The organism is Burkholderia sp. BCC1993 (assembly GCF_905339865.1).
Classification (GTDB): Bacteria; Pseudomonadota; Gammaproteobacteria; order Burkholderiales; family Burkholderiaceae; genus Burkholderia.
The window spans coordinates 26,810-42,415 of record NZ_CAJPGZ010000026.1 but is presented as its reverse complement, the minus strand read 5'-3'; the positions used below and the strand labels follow the sequence as shown (position 1 = coordinate 42,415).

The 15,606-nt window shown below is 68.0% G+C and carries 13 protein-coding genes and 1 tRNA gene; 12 read left to right on the top strand and 2 right to left on the bottom strand.

All coding sequences use genetic code 11. From position 1 onward, the window contains the following. Positions 1-15: 15 nt before the first annotated feature. From hutU to U4Y91_RS33545, 8 genes are all read left to right on the top strand, one after another. A complete protein-coding gene (gene hutU, locus U4Y91_RS33580; RefSeq protein ID WP_321808669.1) occupies positions 16-1,704 on the top strand; it encodes a urocanate hydratase in 1,689 nt (562 codons plus the stop codon). A gap of 2 nt (positions 1,705-1,706) precedes the next feature. Further along, entirely contained in the window at positions 1,707-2,318 is a 612-nt protein-coding gene (locus U4Y91_RS33575; protein ID WP_321808668.1) for a HutD family protein, read from the top strand. A gap of 4 nt (positions 2,319-2,322) precedes the next feature. Beyond that, a complete protein-coding gene (gene hutI, locus U4Y91_RS33570; protein ID WP_321808667.1) occupies positions 2,323-3,546 on the top strand; it encodes an imidazolonepropionase in 1,224 nt (407 codons plus the stop codon). Between the two features lie 151 nt (positions 3,547-3,697). Continuing rightward, entirely contained in the window at positions 3,698-5,074 is a 1,377-nt protein-coding gene (locus U4Y91_RS33565) for a formimidoylglutamate deiminase (RefSeq protein ID WP_321808666.1), read from the top strand. Positions 5,075-5,134: 60 nt separating this feature from the next. Further along, complete coding sequence (gene hutG, locus U4Y91_RS33560) at positions 5,135-5,932, top strand: N-formylglutamate deformylase (protein WP_321808665.1); 798 nt, start codon at positions 5,135-5,137, stop codon at positions 5,930-5,932. Positions 5,933-6,660: 728 nt separating this feature from the next. Beyond that, positions 6,661-7,467 (top strand): gamma-glutamyl-gamma-aminobutyrate hydrolase family protein, encoded by an 807-nt coding sequence (locus U4Y91_RS33555; protein ID WP_321808664.1) that lies wholly within the window; start codon positions 6,661-6,663, stop codon positions 7,465-7,467. 12 nt (positions 7,468-7,479) lie between these two features. Next, entirely contained in the window at positions 7,480-8,817 is a 1,338-nt protein-coding gene (locus U4Y91_RS33550; RefSeq protein WP_321808663.1) for a glutamine synthetase family protein, read from the top strand. A gap of 38 nt (positions 8,818-8,855) precedes the next feature. Next, positions 8,856-10,292: an aspartate aminotransferase family protein gene (locus U4Y91_RS33545; RefSeq protein WP_321808662.1), complete on the top strand. Its 1,437-nt coding sequence runs from the start codon at positions 8,856-8,858 to the stop codon at positions 10,290-10,292. 157 nt (positions 10,293-10,449) lie between these two features. On the opposite strand, the gene U4Y91_RS33540 is transcribed toward U4Y91_RS33545, so the two are convergent. Further along, a tRNA-Val gene (locus U4Y91_RS33540) sits at positions 10,450-10,524 on the bottom strand. Between the two features lie 83 nt (positions 10,525-10,607). Then, the gene (locus U4Y91_RS33535; RefSeq protein WP_124488334.1) at positions 10,608-11,090 is read right to left on the bottom strand and encodes an Lrp/AsnC family transcriptional regulator; all 483 of its coding nucleotides are present in this window, start codon (positions 11,088-11,090) and stop codon (positions 10,608-10,610) included. Between the two features lie 191 nt (positions 11,091-11,281). Here U4Y91_RS33535 and U4Y91_RS33530 point away from each other — a divergent pair, with 191 nt between their 5' ends. From U4Y91_RS33530 to U4Y91_RS33515, 4 genes are all read left to right on the top strand, one after another. Beyond that, on the top strand, positions 11,282-12,496 hold the full coding sequence (locus tag U4Y91_RS33530) for an amino acid aminotransferase (protein ID WP_321808661.1): 1,215 nt from the start codon (positions 11,282-11,284) through the stop codon (positions 12,494-12,496). Between the two features lie 30 nt (positions 12,497-12,526). Beyond that, the gene (locus U4Y91_RS33525) at positions 12,527-12,913 is read left to right on the top strand and encodes a RidA family protein (RefSeq protein ID WP_321808660.1); all 387 of its coding nucleotides are present in this window, start codon (positions 12,527-12,529) and stop codon (positions 12,911-12,913) included. A 100-nt stretch (positions 12,914-13,013) separates the two neighbouring features. Then, positions 13,014-14,084 carry a porin gene (locus U4Y91_RS33520; RefSeq protein ID WP_415750525.1) on the top strand — a complete coding sequence of 357 codons (1,071 nt, stop codon included), beginning with the start codon at positions 13,014-13,016 and terminating at the stop codon, positions 14,082-14,084. Positions 14,085-14,176: 92 nt separating this feature from the next. Next, positions 14,177-15,595, top strand: a complete 1,419-nt coding sequence (locus U4Y91_RS33515; RefSeq protein WP_321808659.1) for an amino acid permease — start codon at positions 14,177-14,179, stop codon at positions 15,593-15,595. Positions 15,596-15,606 lie beyond the last annotated feature (11 nt).

Below are 15,606 nucleotides of genomic sequence, written 5' to 3'. Positions count from 1 at the left end.
TCGGGAGCAGTCGTCATGAACCATCCGAAACACATCGATCCCCGTCTCGATCCGACCCGCACGATCCGCGCGCCGCGCGGCAGCGAGAAGGTCTGCAAGACCTGGCTGGCCGAAGCGGCCTACCGGATGATCCAGAACAACCTGGATCCGGAAGTCGCCGAGCATCCGCACGCGCTCGTCGTGTACGGCGGCATCGGCCGCGCGGCGCGCAACTGGGAATGCTACGACCAGATCCTCGCGTCGCTGAAGGATCTCGAAGAGAACGAAACGCTGCTGATCCAGTCGGGCAAGCCGGTCGGTGTGTTCCGCACGCACAAGGATGCGCCGCGCGTGCTGCTCGCGAACTCGAACCTGGTGCCGCACTGGGCGACCTGGGATCACTTCCACGAACTCGACCGCAAGGGCCTGATGATGTACGGCCAGATGACGGCCGGCAGCTGGATCTACATCGGCAGCCAGGGCATCGTGCAGGGTACCTATGAGACCTTCTTCTCGGTCGCGAACCAGCACTTCAACGGCGATCCGTCGGGCCGCTGGATCCTGACGGGCGGCCTCGGCGGCATGGGTGGCGCGCAGCCGCTCGCCGCGACGATGGCCGGCTTCTCGATGATCGCGGTCGAATGCGACGAGACGCGCATCGACTTCCGCCTGAAGACGCGCTACGTCGACAAGAAGGCGACGACGCTCGACGAAGCGCTCGGCATGATCGACGAAGCGAAGCGCACGGGCAAGCCCGTGTCGATCGGCCTGCTCGGCAACGCGGCCGACGTGTTCCCGGAACTCGTCAAGCGCGGCATCACGCCGGACTGCGTGACCGACCAGACGAGCGCGCACGACCCGATCAACGGCTATCTGCCGCAAGGCTGGACCGTCGCGCAATGGCGCGAAGCGCAGAAGGTCGATCCGCAGAGCATCGTGAAGGTCGCGAAGCAGTCGATGGCCGTCCAGGTGCAGGCGATGCTGGATCTGCAGGAACGCGGCGCGGCGACGCTCGACTACGGCAACAACATCCGCCAGATGGCGCTGGAAATGGGCGTCGAGAACGCGTTCGACTTCCCGGGCTTCGTGCCGGCGTACATCCGCCCGCTGTTCTGCGAAGGCAAGGGCCCGTTCCGCTGGGTCGCGCTGTCGGGCGATCCGGAAGACATCTACAAGACCGACCAGAAGGTGAAGGAACTGATCCCCGACGATCCGCACCTGCACAACTGGCTCGACATGGCACGTGAGCGCATCGCGTTCCAGGGCCTGCCGGCACGGATCTGCTGGGTCGGCGTGAAGGATCGCTATCGCCTCGGCCAGGCGTTCAACGAGATGGTGAAGAACGGCGAGCTGAAGGCCCCGATCGTGATCGGCCGCGACCACCTCGACACGGGTTCGGTCGCGAGCCCGAACCGCGAGACGGAATCGATGAAGGACGGTTCGGACGCCGTGAGCGACTGGCCGCTGCTGAACGCACTGCTGAACACGGCAGGCGGCGCATCGTGGGTGTCGCTGCACCATGGCGGCGGTGTCGGCATGGGCTTCTCGCAGCACTCGGGCGTCGTGATCGTCGCAGACGGGACCGCCGAAGCGCACGAGCGTCTCGGCCGCGTGCTGCTGAACGATCCGGCGACGGGCGTGATGCGCCATGCGGATGCCGGCTACGAACTCGCGCAGCAGACGGCCCGCGAGGCCGGCCTGAAGCTGCCGATGCTCGGCCGCTGAGCATGACGGCGCTCGACCAGGCGCCGGTGAACGCGACGATGATCCGCGCGGCGGATCTCGTTGCGTCGCCGTGGAAGAACGGCGGCGGCGTGACGCGTGAGATCGGTGCGTTTCCTCCTGGCGCCGCGCTCGATGCGTTCGCATGGCGCGTGAGCGTCGCGGACGTCGGCGCGGCCGGCCCGTTCTCGCGTTTCGACGGGATCGATCGCACGCTCGTGCTGCTGTCCGGCGCGGGCATGACGCTCGCGGAAGAAGGGGGCGCGCGCCACGTGCTCGACGCGCCGCTCGCGCGTGCGGACTTCGCCGGCGAAACGGCGATCGACGCGACGCTGCACGACGGCGCGACGCGCGACTTCAACCTGATGACGCGCCGTTCGGCCGCGCGCGGGACGCTCGACGTGTGGCCCGAAGGCTCGCACCGCGTCGAGCGCGCCGATACCGTGCTGCTGTTCTGCGCGACGGGCGCCGTCGGTGTCGCCATCGACGGCACGCATTACGCACTGGAAGAAATGGACACGCTGCGGCTCGACGGGCCGCGGTGTGCGTTTGACGTCGTCGTGAGCGGAGGCGGCGCGCTGCTCGCCGTCTCGCTCGCCGTCGGCGAACGAGACTGAACGCATGAAACCGACTGTCTGGCATCACCTGAGGCTGTGTCCGCACGGCCATCCCGACGAAACGATCGACGACGCGGCGATCGCCGTCGATGAAACCGGCACGATCGTGTGGCTCGGCGCGTTGTCCGCGCTGCCGCACGGTTATGCGCACTGGCAGCGGGAAGACCTGCACGGCGCGTGGGTGACGCCGGGCCTCGTCGACTGCCATACGCACCTCGTGTACGGCGGCACGCGCGCCGACGAGTTCGCGCAGCGCCTCGCCGGCGTCAGCTACGAGGAGATCGCGCGGCAGGGCGGCGGGATCGTGTCGACGGTGCGCGCGACGCGCGCGGCCGACGAGACGACGCTGTTCGTGCAGGCCGCCGCGCGCCTGCAGCCGCTGCTCGCCGACGGCGTGACGGCGATCGAGATCAAGTCGGGCTACGGGCTCGACCTCGCGAGCGAGCGCAAGATGTTGCGCGTCGCGCGCCAGCTCGGCGAGCGCTTCCCGGTCACGGTCTACACCACGTTCCTCGGCGCGCACGCGCTGCCGCCGGAATATACGGGCCGTGCGGATGAATACATCGACGAAGTGTGCAACCGGATGCTGCCGGCGCTCGCCGACGAAGGCCTGGTCGACGCGGTCGACGTGTTCTGCGAGCGCATCGGCTTCTCGCTCGCGCAGACCGATCGCGTGTTCGAGGCCGCGACGCGGCGCGGGCTGCCGGTGAAGCTGCACGCGGAGCAGCTGTCGAACGCGGGCGGCACCGCGCTTGCCGCGCGTTATCGCGCGCTGTCGGCCGACCACCTCGAATTTCTCGACGAAGCCGGCATCGAGGCGATGAAGGCGGCCGGCACGGTCGCCGTGCTGTTGCCCGGCGCGTATTACTTCATTCGCGAAACGCAATTGCCGCCGATCGAGCTGCTGCGCAAGCATGGCGTGCCGATCGCGCTCGCGACCGATCACAACCCCGGCACCTCGCCGCTCGAATCGCTGCTGCTGACGCTGAACCTGGGCTGCACGCTGTTCCGCATGACGGTGCCCGAGGTGCTGCAGGGCGTGACGCGCCATGCGGCGGCGGCGCTCGGCCGCGCGGATCGTCACGGTGCGCTCGAGATCGGCCGCCAGGCCGATTTCGCGGTCTGGTCGGTCGGCTCGCTGTCGGAGCTCGCGTACTGGATCGGCCGGCCGCTGTGCGAGCAGGTCGTGCGCGGCGGCGCGACGGTGTTTCGCCGGATGAACGGCTAGTTTTAGTGGAGGGCCGGACGCGGCGCCGAAGCGTCGGTCCGGTCGATCGCCACGGGGCGGAAGCGGGCGCTGAAGCGCCGACTCCTGCCAACCGGGGCACGGGACCGGACCGACGCTTCAGCGCGCCGAATCCGGTCAACAAGGACTCACGATGACCGACTCTATGTTGTTCGCGGACCATGCCTGGCTGCCCGATGGCTGGCGCCGCAACGTGCTGCTGCGCTGGGACGCGGCCGGCACGCTGACCGACGTGACGCCCGACACCGATGCGCCGGCCGGCGTCGCGCGCGCGGCCGGGCCCGTGCTGCCCGGCATGCCGAACCTGCATTCGCACGCGTTCCAGCGCGCGATGGCGGGGCTCACCGAATACCGCGCGAATCCCGCCGACAGCTTCTGGAGCTGGCGCGACCTGATGTACCGCTTCGCGCTGAAGATCACGCCCGACGCGCTCGCGGCGATCGCGCGCTGGCTGTACGTCGAGATGCTGAAGTGCGGCTACACGTCGGTGTGCGAATTTCACTACGTGCATCACACGCAGGATGGCTCGCGCTATCCGCAGATCGCGGAACTCGGCACGCGCGTGGTCGATGCCGCGCGCTCGGCCGGCATCGGCATCACGATGCTGCCCGTGTCGTACCAGTTCGCCGGCTTCGGCAACAAGCCGCCGCGCGACGACCAGCGCCGCTTCATCAACACGCCGGACGGCCTGCTCGAACTGCTGGACGCGATGCGCCGCGTCGCACCCGAGCACGGCGGCCTGCGCTACGGCGTCGCCCCGCACTCGCTGCGCGCGGTGTCCGAGAGCGGCTTGCGCGTGCTGCTCGAAGGTCTGCCCGACGACGCGCCGGTGCATATCCATATCGCCGAACAGACGGCCGAAGTCGACGATTGCGTGCGCGCCTATGGCGCGCGTCCCGTGCAATGGCTGCTCGATCGTTTCGACGTCGATGCGCGCTGGTGCCTCGTGCACGCGACGCACGTCGATGCGGCCGAAACGGCCGCGCTCGCGAAGCGTCGCGCGGTGGCCGGCCTGTGCCTGACCACCGAGGCGAACCTCGGCGACGGCGTGTTCCCGGCGGTCGACTATCTCGCGCAGGGCGGCGTGATCGGCGTCGGCTCGGACAGTCATGCGTCGGTCGACTGGCGCTCGGAACTGCGCCTGCTCGAATACGGGCAGCGGCTTGTGCATCGCGCGCGCAACGTGCTCGCGAGCGACACGCAGGCGCATGTCGCCGACCGGCTGTTCGACGCGTCGCTCGCGGGCGGCGCGCAGGCGAGCGGACGGCGCATCGGCGCGCTGCGCGAAGGCTGCCGCGCCGACTGGCTCGTGCTCGATCCCGATCATCCGGCGATCGCCGAGCACGACAGCACGGCATGGTTGTCGGGCGCGGTGTTCGCCGAGCACGGCGACACGCCGGTGCTCGACGTCTATACCGGCGGCGAGCGCGTCGTGAGCGGCCGCCGCCATCGCGACGAAGCCGCAGCTTATGCCGACTACCGCGCCGCGCTGGCGCAACTGCTGCGCTGAATGCGCGGCACCCGGCGCACGCCGCGCGCGTGCGCCGGCCGACTTTTACGGTGATGCGACATGACTGAACAACCGGCTGTATTCACGCTGAAGCAGGGCACGCTGCCGCTGCTGATCTCGATTCCGCACGCAGGCACCCACATCCCCGACGACATCGCCGCGACGATGACGCCCGACGCGCGCTTCGTCGACGATTGCGACTGGCACCTCGAGCGGCTGTACGGGTTCGCGGCGACGCTCGGCGCGTCGATCCTCGTGCCGTCGCACGCGCGTTACGTCGTCGACCTGAACCGTCCGCCCGACAACGAGAACCTGTATCCGGGGCAGGACACGACCGGGCTCGTGCCGGTCGATACGTTCGACAAGGCACCGCTGTATCCGGCGGGCGCGCTGCCCGGCAACGACGAGATCATGCGCCGCCGCGACCGTTACTGGCGCCCGTATCACGACGCGCTGCAAGGCGAGATCGCGCGCCTGAAGCGCGAGCACGGCCGCGTGCTCGTGTGGGAAGCGCATTCGATCCGCTCGCACGTGCCGCGCTTCTTCGAGGGCCGCCTGCCGGACTTCAACTTCGGCACGTCGAGCGGCGCGAGCGCCGCACCGGGCCTTGCCGAGGCGCTGGCCGCATGCGTGAGCGCGCACGGCGGTTATACGGCCGTCGCGAACGGGCGTTTCAAGGGCGGCTACATCACGCGTCACTACGGCGTGCCCGCGACCGGCGTCGAAGCCCTGCAGCTGGAGCTGTCGCAGATCACCTACATGGAAGAGACGCGTCCGTATGCGTACGACGAAGCGCGCGCCGCGCGGATCGTGCCGCTGCTGCAGACGCTCGTCGAAACCGCGCTCGCGCATCGCTGATCCGTCGGCGCGCGCTGCGTGCGGCGGCGCGGTGCGATGTCGCGCCACGGCCTGCCGGCGGGCCATGAGCGCATTGATGCATCGCACAAAACGGCATCGACCCGAGCGGTCGATGCCGTTTTTTTTCGTCTGATCGATGTCGGGATCGGTACCTGAAAATTTGACGCAATTTTTAGGTGATATAAGCTGAATGTCAGGAAGTCGTCACGCGCGCACCGGCCGCGACGGCGTCGATCAGCGTCGCACCGCGCCGGAATCCGTTGCGAGACACCTTGCCGACGTGTCGTCGCGCGGCATTGCCGCCCCCGCTTCATCGCGACACGTGTCCTGCCTTCATCAGTCAGTCGAGTACGATCGTGAAAGCCGCCAGCCCTTCGATACGCCGGACCCGAAGTCCGTCGGCGGGCGCGCCGCCTCAGGCCGGGCCGATCCGGCATGCTGATCGCGGCACGCGCGCCGCCCCCATACGCGAGCCCCGCTTCTTCGCTGTGCCCCATTGCGGCCTGCGCCGCTTCAATGTCGTGACCGCGCACGTGTTCAGCGCGGTGCAGTGCGACGGCAGCGCTTCATTGTTGCCCTAGCGTCCTTTTCCGCTTTCGCATCGGATCGCACCGCCTGTTGCCGCAACGTCCGAGCGGCACGATCGCTCGTGGACGCGTGCAGCACCATCGCGGGCTGCCATCGTCCTGCGCATCCGCACGCATCGCGCATTTATCGCGGAGGCGATCATGCGACCGCGCCCGCTCGTAGCCGTCACCGCCGATCGCGTCATGCGCGGCGCCCATCCGAACCACACGGCCGGGGAGAAGTATCTCGTCGCGCTGGTCGACGGTGCCGGCGCGCTGGCGTTCGTGCTGCCCGCGCTGGGTGCGCGGCAGCCGGTCGACGCGATCGTCGCGGCGATCGACGGGCTGCTGCTGACCGGCAGCTATTCGAACGTCGAGCCGCATCACTACGGCGGCCCGGCGAGCGCGCCCGATACCCTGCACGATCCCGCGCGCGATGCGACCGCGCTGCCGCTGATCCGCGCGGCGATCGATGCGGGCGTGCCGGTGCTCGCGATCTGCCGCGGCATGCAGGAGCTGAACGTCGCGTATGGCGGCACGCTGCATCAGCGGTTGCATGCGAGCCCCGGCTTCCACGATCATCGCGAGCGTGACGGCGATCCGCTCGAGCGGCAGTACGGCCCCGCGCACCGCGTGCAGCTCGCGCCGGGCGGCCTGCTGCAACGGATCGCGCGCGGCGCGCACGACGCGCTGGTCAATTCGTTGCACGACCAGGGCATCGCGCGGCTCGGCGCGGGACTCGCGGTCGAGGCGAGCGCGCCCGACGGGCTGATCGAGGCCGTGAGCGTGCGCGGCGCGCGTGCGTTCGCGCTCGGCGTGCAGTGGCATCCCGAATGGCGCCACGCGGAGCAACCGCTGTCGCGCGACATCTTCGCGGCATTCGGCGCGGCGTGCCGCGCGCGCATGTCACACCGCATTCATGCGGCCGGCGGCACCATGCCGTCGCCGGCCGCATCCGACATCGACTGAACGAGGCCGATCATGCAACCCGAACTGAGCGAATTCCTGCGCCAGCACCGCATCACCGAAGTCGAGGCGATCATTCCCGACATGGCCGGCATCGCGCGCGGCAAGATCATTCCGCGCAACAAATTCGAGTCCGGCGAATCGATGCGCCTGCCGCAGGCCGTGATGGTGCAGACCGTCACCGGCGACTATCCGGAGGACGGCACGCTGACCGGCGTGACCGATCCCGACATGGTGTGCGTGCCCGATCCGTCGACGATCTGCCTGATTCCTTGGGCCGTCGATCCGACCGCGCAGGTGATCCACGATTGCGTGCATTTCGACGGCTCGCCGGTCGAGATCTCGCCGCGCTACGTGCTGCGCCGCGTGCTCGACCTGTACAAGGAAAAGGGCTGGAAGCCCGTGGTCGCGCCCGAGCTCGAGTTCTATCTGGTCGACATGAACGCCGACCCCGACCTGCCGTTGCGTCCGCCGGTCGGGCGCACGGGGCGTGCGGAAACCGGCCGTCAGTCGTATTCGATCGAGGCGGTCAACGAGTTCGATCCGCTGTTCGAGGACATCTACGAATACTGCGAGATGCAGGGCCTCGACATCGAGACGCTGATCCACGAGGTCGGCGCCGCGCAGATGGAGATCAACTTCGTGCACGGCGACGCGCTGTCGCTGGCCGACCAGGTGTTCCTGTTCAAGCGCACGGTGCGCGAGGCGGCGCTGCGCCACAACATGTATGCGACGTTCATGGCCAAGCCGATGGAAAACGAGCCGGGCTCCGCGATGCATATCCACCAGAGCCTCGCCGATGTGCACACCGGCCGCAACCTGTTCGCCGACGACGGCGGCGTCGTATCGCCGATGTTCCACAGCTATCTTGCGGGCCTGCAGAAATATACGCCCGCGCTGATGCCGATCTTCGCACCGTACATCAACTCGTATCGCCGCCTGTCGCGCTTCATGGCCGCGCCGATCAACGTGCAGTGGGGCTACGACAACCGCACGGTCGGCTTTCGCATCCCGCAGTCGACGCCGGTCGCGCGGCGCATCGAGAACCGCATTCCGGGCGTCGACTGCAACCCGTACCTCGCGTTCGCGGCGACGCTTGCCGCCGGCTATCTCGGTCTCACGCAGCAGCTCGCGCCGACCGAACCGATCGCGTCCGACGGCTACGACCTGCCGTACCAGCTGCCGCGCAACCTCGAGGAAGGCATCTCGCTGATGGCCGCGTGCACGCCGCTCGCCGGCATTCTCGGTGACAAGTTCGTGAAGGCGTACCTGGCGCTGAAGGAAACCGAATACGAGGCGTTCTTCCGCGTGATCAGTTCGTGGGAACGCCGTCATCTGCTGCTGCACGTGTGAGCGTGTGCACGACCGCATCAAGGAACGACGGAGGAAACATGACTTACCGCAACGAATCCGCGTGGATCCAGCCCGCCGCGCCGGCCGCCGCACCGCGCACGACGCAGGCACGCTCGACCGCCGAATACCGCGCGCTCGACGCCGCGCACCACATCCATCCGTTCTCGGACATGGGTGCGCTCAACCGCGCGGGCAGCCGCGTGATCGTGAAGGCCGACGGCGTCTACCTGTGGGACTCGGACGGCAACAAGGTCATCGACGGGATGGCCGGCCTCTGGTGCGTGAACGTCGGCTACGGCCGCAAGGAGCTCGCCGACGCCGCATATCGCCAGCTCCAGGAACTACCGTTCTACAACACGTTCTTCAAGACCACGCACCCGCCGGTGATCGAGCTTTCCGCGATGCTCGCCGAAGTCACGCCCGCCGGCTTCAACCACTTCTTCTATTGCAACAGCGGCTCGGAAGGCAACGACACCGTGCTGCGCCTCGTGCACCAGTACTGGCGCGTGCAGGGCAAGCCGCAGAAGAAGTTCGTGATCTCGCGCAGGAACGGCTATCACGGCTCGACGATCGCGGGCGGCACGCTCGGCGGGATGGGTTACATGCACGAGCAGATGCCGTCGAAGGTCGAGAACATCGTGCACATCGACCAGCCGTATTTCTTCGGCGAAGCGCAAGCCGGCGAAACGCCGGAAGCATTCGGCCTCGCACGCGCGCAGCAGCTCGAAGCGAAGATCCTCGAACTCGGCGCGGAGAACGTCGCCGCGTTCATCGGCGAGCCGTTCCAGGGCGCGGGCGGCGTGATCTTCCCGCCGTCGACGTACTGGCCGGAAATCCAGCGGATCTGCCGCAAGTACGACATCCTGCTCGTCGCCGACGAAGTGATCGGCGGCTTCGGCCGCACCGGCGAATGGTTCGCGCACCAGCACTTCGGCTTCGAGCCGGACCTGATCACGATGGCCAAGGGCCTGACCTCGGGTTACGTGCCGATGGGCGCGGTGGGCATCCACGAACGCATCGCGCGCCCGATCATCGACAACGGCGAATTCAATCACGGCCTCACGTACTCGGGGCACCCGGTCGCGGCGGCGGTGGCGGTCGCGAACCTGAAGCTGCTGCGCGACGAGGGGATCGTCGAGCGCGTGAAGCACGACATCGGGCCGTATTTCCAGCGCCGGCTGCGCGACGCGCTCGCGGATCATCCGATCGTCGGGGAGATTGCCGGGGCAGGGCTCGTCGCAGGCGTGCAGCTCGCGCGCGATCGCGCGCGGCGCGAGCGTTTCGACGCCAGCGTCGATATCGGCACGATCTGCCGCGACTTCTGCTTCAACGGCAATCTGATCATGCGCGCAACCGGCGACCGGATGCTGCTGTCGCCGCCGCTCGTGATCCGGGAGGCGGAGGTCGACGAGATCGTCGACAAGGCGAAGCGCGCGTTCGATGCGACGGCGGAACGGGTCGGGCGGGCAGGGTAGCGAGTCGTCGCGACGCTTCGATTGCATGTGGCCGATGCGTCGTTGCCCGTCGAACGCGTTCGCGCGCGCAAGGAAGCGGGCAGGGGAGGCGAGCCGCGGAAACGCGGCCGCAAAACGAAAAGGGCCTGCGTCGTGAGACGCAGGCCCTTGAATTCTTTGGTGGGCGGTACTGGGATCGAACCAGTGACCCCTGCCGTGTGAAGGCAGTGCTCTACCGCTGAGCTAACCGCCCAAAGAAGCTGAAATTATGTCAGAGCTTTTCGGGTTCGTAAAGCACTTTCTTCAAATATTTTTCAGGCCGGTGCAAAAGGTGCGTCAGCCGGCCGTCGACGGCTCGACGAGATCGAGAATCGAGCCGTCGCGCTTGAGCGTCGCGAGCACGATGCTCGAATTGATCGACATCACGCCCGTCGCGCGATGCAGCCGGTTGATCACGAAGTCCGAGTAGTGGTCGAGGTCGCGCGCCCGCACCGTCAGCACGTAGTTCGAGCCGCCCGTCACGATCTGCGCGGCGATGACTTCCGGCCACTGCTGGATCGCCTCCACGAAGCGGTCGTGCCATTCGGGCACGTCCGGCCGCATCGACACGTGCACGAGCGCCTCGAATGCGACGCCGACCTTCTTCGGCTCGATCGTGCAGCGGTAGCCGGAAATGGCGCCGCGTTCCTCGAGCAGCTTCACGCGCCGCAGGCACGCCGACGGCGACAGCGCGACCGCGTTCGCGAGGTCCTGATTGCTGATGCGTCCGTCCCGCTCGAGGTGCCGGAGGATCCGCATGTCGGTTCGATCCAGATTCATTTCGCAGAATCCCGTCATTTTTGAGATGGTAGGCGCAGACTCTACTGCAATCGGCGGGATTCGTCATCGAAAAGTGAAGCTCATTCTATTTCGTCCTCGATAACATGCGCCCCATGCCTCGACCGCACGGCCTGACGTGCTGTCACGCCGCCGGCCGTATCGCCGCCTTCAACCCCGACCGTCATTCCGCCATGTACGAACACATTCCCGCCTATCCGGGCGACCCGATCCTGTCGCTGTTCCAGGCGTTCCAGCAGGATGCCCATCCGCACAAGGTCAACCTCAGCATCGGCCTCTATTACGACGACGCGGGCCGGATCCCCGTGCTGGAGAGCACGCGCCTCGCGGCCGAGCGTCTGCGCGAAGCCGGCGCGCCGCATACGTATCTGCCGATGGAAGGGCTCGCTGCGTATCGGCAGGGCGTGCAGCGCCTCGTGTTCGGCGCCGAATGCGCGGCGCTCGCGCAAGGACGCATCGCGACGCTGCAGACGCTCGGCGGCTCGGGCGCGCTGCGGCTCGGCGCGGAATTCGTGAAGCGCTATTTCCCCGACAGCGCGATCTGGATCAGCGATCCGACGTGGGACAACCATCGCGTGATCTTCGCGGCGGCCGGCCTCGACGTGCACACGTATCCGTACTACGACGCCGCGCGCAACGACCTGCGCGTCGATGCGATGCTCGCGGCGCTCGACGCGCTGCCCGCGCGCAGCATCGTGCTGCTGCAGCCGTGCTGCCACAACCCGACGGGCCTCGACCTCGACCGCGACGCATGGCGCGCGGTGATCGACGTGCTCGCGCGCCGCGGGCTGATTCCGTTCCTCGACATGGCGTACCAGGGCTTCGGCGATGGTCTCGACGACGACGCATGGGCCGTGCGCGCGATCGTCGAAGCCGGGCTGCCGGCGATCGTCAGCAACTCGTTCTCGAAGAATTTCTCGTTGTATGGCGAGCGCGTCGGCGGCCTGTCGATCGTCTGCGCGAGTGCGGGCGAAGCGGCGACGGTGCTGAGCCAGTTGCAGGCCGGCGTGCGCCGCACCTACTCGAGCCCGCCGCTGTTCGGCGCGCAGCTCGTGTCGGCGGTGCTGAACGACGACGTCCTGCGTGCGTGCTGGGAAGACGAGGTGGCCCAGGTGCGCATGCGCATCAAGCGCATGCGCGGTGCGCTGAAGGCGCGGCTCGACGCGCGCTTGGCCGGGCCCGCGTTCGACGCGCTCGTCACGCAGCGCGGCATGTTCAGCTACACGGGCATCGCCGCGACCGACGTGGACCGGCTGCGCGCGTCGCACGGCGTCTACCTGCTGCGTTCGGGCCGCATGTGCATCGCGGGCCTGAACGACGCGAACGTCGACCACGTCGCCAACGCGATCGCCGACGTGCTCGGCGGCACGTCGCGCCAGGCTGCCTGAGCGGCCGATCCCGAACCGAAGGAGGATACGATGGCAGACACGATCCCGGTCGACTTGCCGCAACTCGCGCAGCCGTTCTCGTGGGCGACCCGCGCCGGTGGGCTGATGTTTACCGGCCACGGCCCGGTCGATGCGTCCGGCGCGATCGCAGGCGACACGATGACCGGACAGGCGCGCCTCACGCTCGGCAATCTCGCGAAGGCCGTCGTGGCGGCCGGCGCGACGATGGACGACGTCGCGCAGGTGCTCGTCTACCTGTCCGACGTGAAGGCGATGCCCGAATTCGATGCCGAATACCGGCGCCACTTCCGCGAACCGTACCCGAACCGCACGTGCGTGGGCGTGCAGGGCTTCGCGCATCCCGCCATGCGCGTCGAACTCGTCGCGTACGTCGCGTTGCCGGCGGCACGCGGCTAGCCGGCACGCGACTTCGCGAGGATTGCAGCACCCACGATTCCCGACAAGCACCAACACACCCCAGCAAACATCAACAATTCAGACAAGGATGGAGACGAAGATGAGGAGCATCAATCGATTCGCACTACCGACGATGGCGGGCCTGCTCGCCGCGAGCGGCGCGATGGCGCAGAGCAGCGTGACGCTGTACGGCATCGTCGACCAGAGCATTCGCTACACGACGCATGCGAACGCGTCGAACGACGCGAGCGTGCAGATGACCAACGGCGCGATCACCAACAGCCGCTGGGGCCTGAAGGGCAGCGAAGCGCTCGGCGGCGGGCTGAAGGCGATCTTCCGGCTCGAGAGCGGCTTCGAGCCGCAGAACGGGCAGCTCGACGGCGCGCTGTTCGGCCGCTACGCGTATGTCGGCCTGGCGAGCGACTGGGGCACCGTGAAGCTCGGCCGGCAGGCGACCGAGGCGTTCAACCTGTTCGGCGATCTCGATCCGCTGACGGTCGGCAACTACACGGCCAACATGTGGCCGTACTTCCTCACGCAGGGCCGCGCGAGCAACGTGGTCAGCTACGACGGCACGTTCGGCGGGCTGAACGTCGGCGCGAGCTACGGCTTCGGCGGCGTCGCGGGCAGCCTCGGCGCGAATGCGTACTGGGGCACGCGCGTGTCGTACACGCTCGGCGGGCTGATGGTCGGCGCGACCTACCAGCAGGTGCGCGACCTGACGAGCCGCGCGCAGCAGGCGTGGGGCGCGGGCGCACGCTATGCGTTCGGCGCGGCGACGCTGTACGCGGGCTATCTCGGCGGCATCGACCGCACCGGCATGCTCGACCGGCAACTGCTGAACGCACCGGGCCGCGACGTGACTTACGGTTCGTTCGCCGACAACCCGCGCCGCGACATGATCTTCTATACCGGCGCGAGCGTGCAGATCACGCCCGCGGTTTCGGTGACGGGCGTCGCGTACTACGACGACATCCGCAACATCAACGGCATCGCCGGTAACGGCGGAAAGCGCTACACGGGCGTGCTCGAGGCCGAGTACGCGCTGTCGAAGGCAACCCAGGTCTACGCGACGGTCGACTACAACCGGGTGACCGGCGGCGCGTTCACCGAAATGCCCGGACGCGGCAACCAGACGGGTATCGCGGCCGGCTTGCGCCACCTGTTCTGAGCATGCGGCGCGCGGTGGCCGGTGCGGTCCGGCACCGGTCCGTGCGCCGTCGACGTTTCGGCCGGACCCACGCTTTCGAACGAGGTCATTCGATGCAACCAGAAGGGCAATTCCAGCACATCGCGGCGCGCGAGCAGGGTCTGCGCCGTACACTTTCCGCACGGCAGATGGCGATGATCGCGATCGGCGGTGCGATCGGCACCGGTCTCTTTCTCGGCAGCGGGTTCGCGATCGGCTTCGCGGGCCCGAGCGTGCTCGTCAGCTACGCGATCGGCGCGTTCATCTCGCTGTTGCTGATGGGCTGTCTCGCGGAGATGACGGTCGCGCATCCGACCTCCGGGTCGTTCGGCGCATACGCCGAACATTACGTGAGCCCGTGGGCCGGGTTCCTCGTGCGCTATGCGTACTGGGCGTGCATCGTGCTCGCGGTCGGCACCGAAGTCACCGCGATCGCGCTGTACATGAAGTACTGGTTCCCGGGCGTGCCGGGCTGGCTGTGGATCGTCGGCTTCTCGGCGCTGCTCGTGTTCGTCAACGCACGCAGCGTCGACGTGTTCGGCGCGGTCGAATACGGCTTCTCGGTCGTGAAGATCGCGGCGATCGTCGGCTTCATCGTGCTCGGCGCGTACGTCGTGTTCGGCAATCCGGCGCTGGTCGGCGACGGTGCGGCCCGCGCGGGCTTCCACCATTACACCGCGCACGGCGGCTTCTTCCCGAAGGGCATGTGGGGGATGTGGGTCGCGGTGATCGTGTCGATCTTCAGCTACCTGAGCATCGAGATGATCGCGGTCGCGGCGGGCGAGGCGGAAGATCCCGAGCGCGCGGTGACGCGCGCGTTCCGCTCGACGATCGTGCGGCTCGTGCTGTTCTACCTGGTCACGCTCGCGCTGATGCTCGCGATCGTGCCGTGGACGGCGGCGGGGCGCGACGAGAGCCCGTTCGTGAAGGTGATGGAGGCGATCCACCTGCCGGGCGCGGCCGGGCTGATCAACTTCGTCGTGCTGATCGCCGCGCTGTCCGCGATGAACAGCCAGCTCTACATCACGACGCGGATGATGTTCAGCCTGTCGCGCGCGGGTTATGCGCCGAAGGCGCTCGGCGAGGTCGACGCGCGCGGCGTGCCGTTCGGCGCGCTGCTGCTGTCGACGCTCGGCATCGCGCTCGCGACGGTCCTGAGCGTGCTGTACCCGGACGCGTCGTTCACGATCATGATGGCGGTGTCGATGTTCGGCGCGCTGTTCACGTGGATGATGATCTTCGTCACGCATTACTGCTTCCGGCGGCGTCGCGCGGCGCTCGGCCTGCCGGCGTCCGCGTTCCGGATGCGCGGCTTTCCGCTGCTGACGCTGCTCGGCGCGGCGCTGATGCTCGCGGTGATGGTGACGACCTACTTCACGGCCGAATTCCACATGACGCTGATCTTCGGCATTCCGTTCCTGATCGCGCTGTCCGTCGTGTACGCGGTGTGGTACCGACGCGCGCAGCCGGTGCTGCAGCCGGAAGCGAAGTAACGGGGAAGTGC

Coding starts and splice junctions, on each gene's coding strand:
- U4Y91_RS33520 (WP_415750525.1), top strand. CDS start 13,014: ATGAGGAGCATCAATCGATTCGCACTACCGACGATGGCGGGCCTGCTC.
- U4Y91_RS33550 (WP_321808663.1), top strand. CDS start 7,480: ATGCAACCCGAACTGAGCGAATTCCTGCGCCAGCACCGCATCACCGAA.
- hutG (WP_321808665.1), top strand. CDS start 5,135: ATGACTGAACAACCGGCTGTATTCACGCTGAAGCAGGGCACGCTGCCG.
- U4Y91_RS33555 (WP_321808664.1), top strand. CDS start 6,661: ATGCGACCGCGCCCGCTCGTAGCCGTCACCGCCGATCGCGTCATGCGC.
- U4Y91_RS33535 (WP_124488334.1), bottom strand. CDS start 11,090: ATGAATCTGGATCGAACCGACATGCGGATCCTCCGGCACCTCGAGCGG.
- U4Y91_RS33565 (WP_321808666.1), top strand. CDS start 3,698: ATGACCGACTCTATGTTGTTCGCGGACCATGCCTGGCTGCCCGATGGC.
- U4Y91_RS33515 (WP_321808659.1), top strand. CDS start 14,177: ATGCAACCAGAAGGGCAATTCCAGCACATCGCGGCGCGCGAGCAGGGT.
- U4Y91_RS33575 (WP_321808668.1), top strand. CDS start 1,707: ATGACGGCGCTCGACCAGGCGCCGGTGAACGCGACGATGATCCGCGCG.
- U4Y91_RS33525 (WP_321808660.1), top strand. CDS start 12,527: ATGGCAGACACGATCCCGGTCGACTTGCCGCAACTCGCGCAGCCGTTC.
- hutI (WP_321808667.1), top strand. CDS start 2,323: ATGAAACCGACTGTCTGGCATCACCTGAGGCTGTGTCCGCACGGCCAT.
- U4Y91_RS33545 (WP_321808662.1), top strand. CDS start 8,856: ATGACTTACCGCAACGAATCCGCGTGGATCCAGCCCGCCGCGCCGGCC.
- hutU (WP_321808669.1), top strand. CDS start 16: ATGAACCATCCGAAACACATCGATCCCCGTCTCGATCCGACCCGCACG.
- U4Y91_RS33530 (WP_321808661.1), top strand. CDS start 11,282: ATGTACGAACACATTCCCGCCTATCCGGGCGACCCGATCCTGTCGCTG.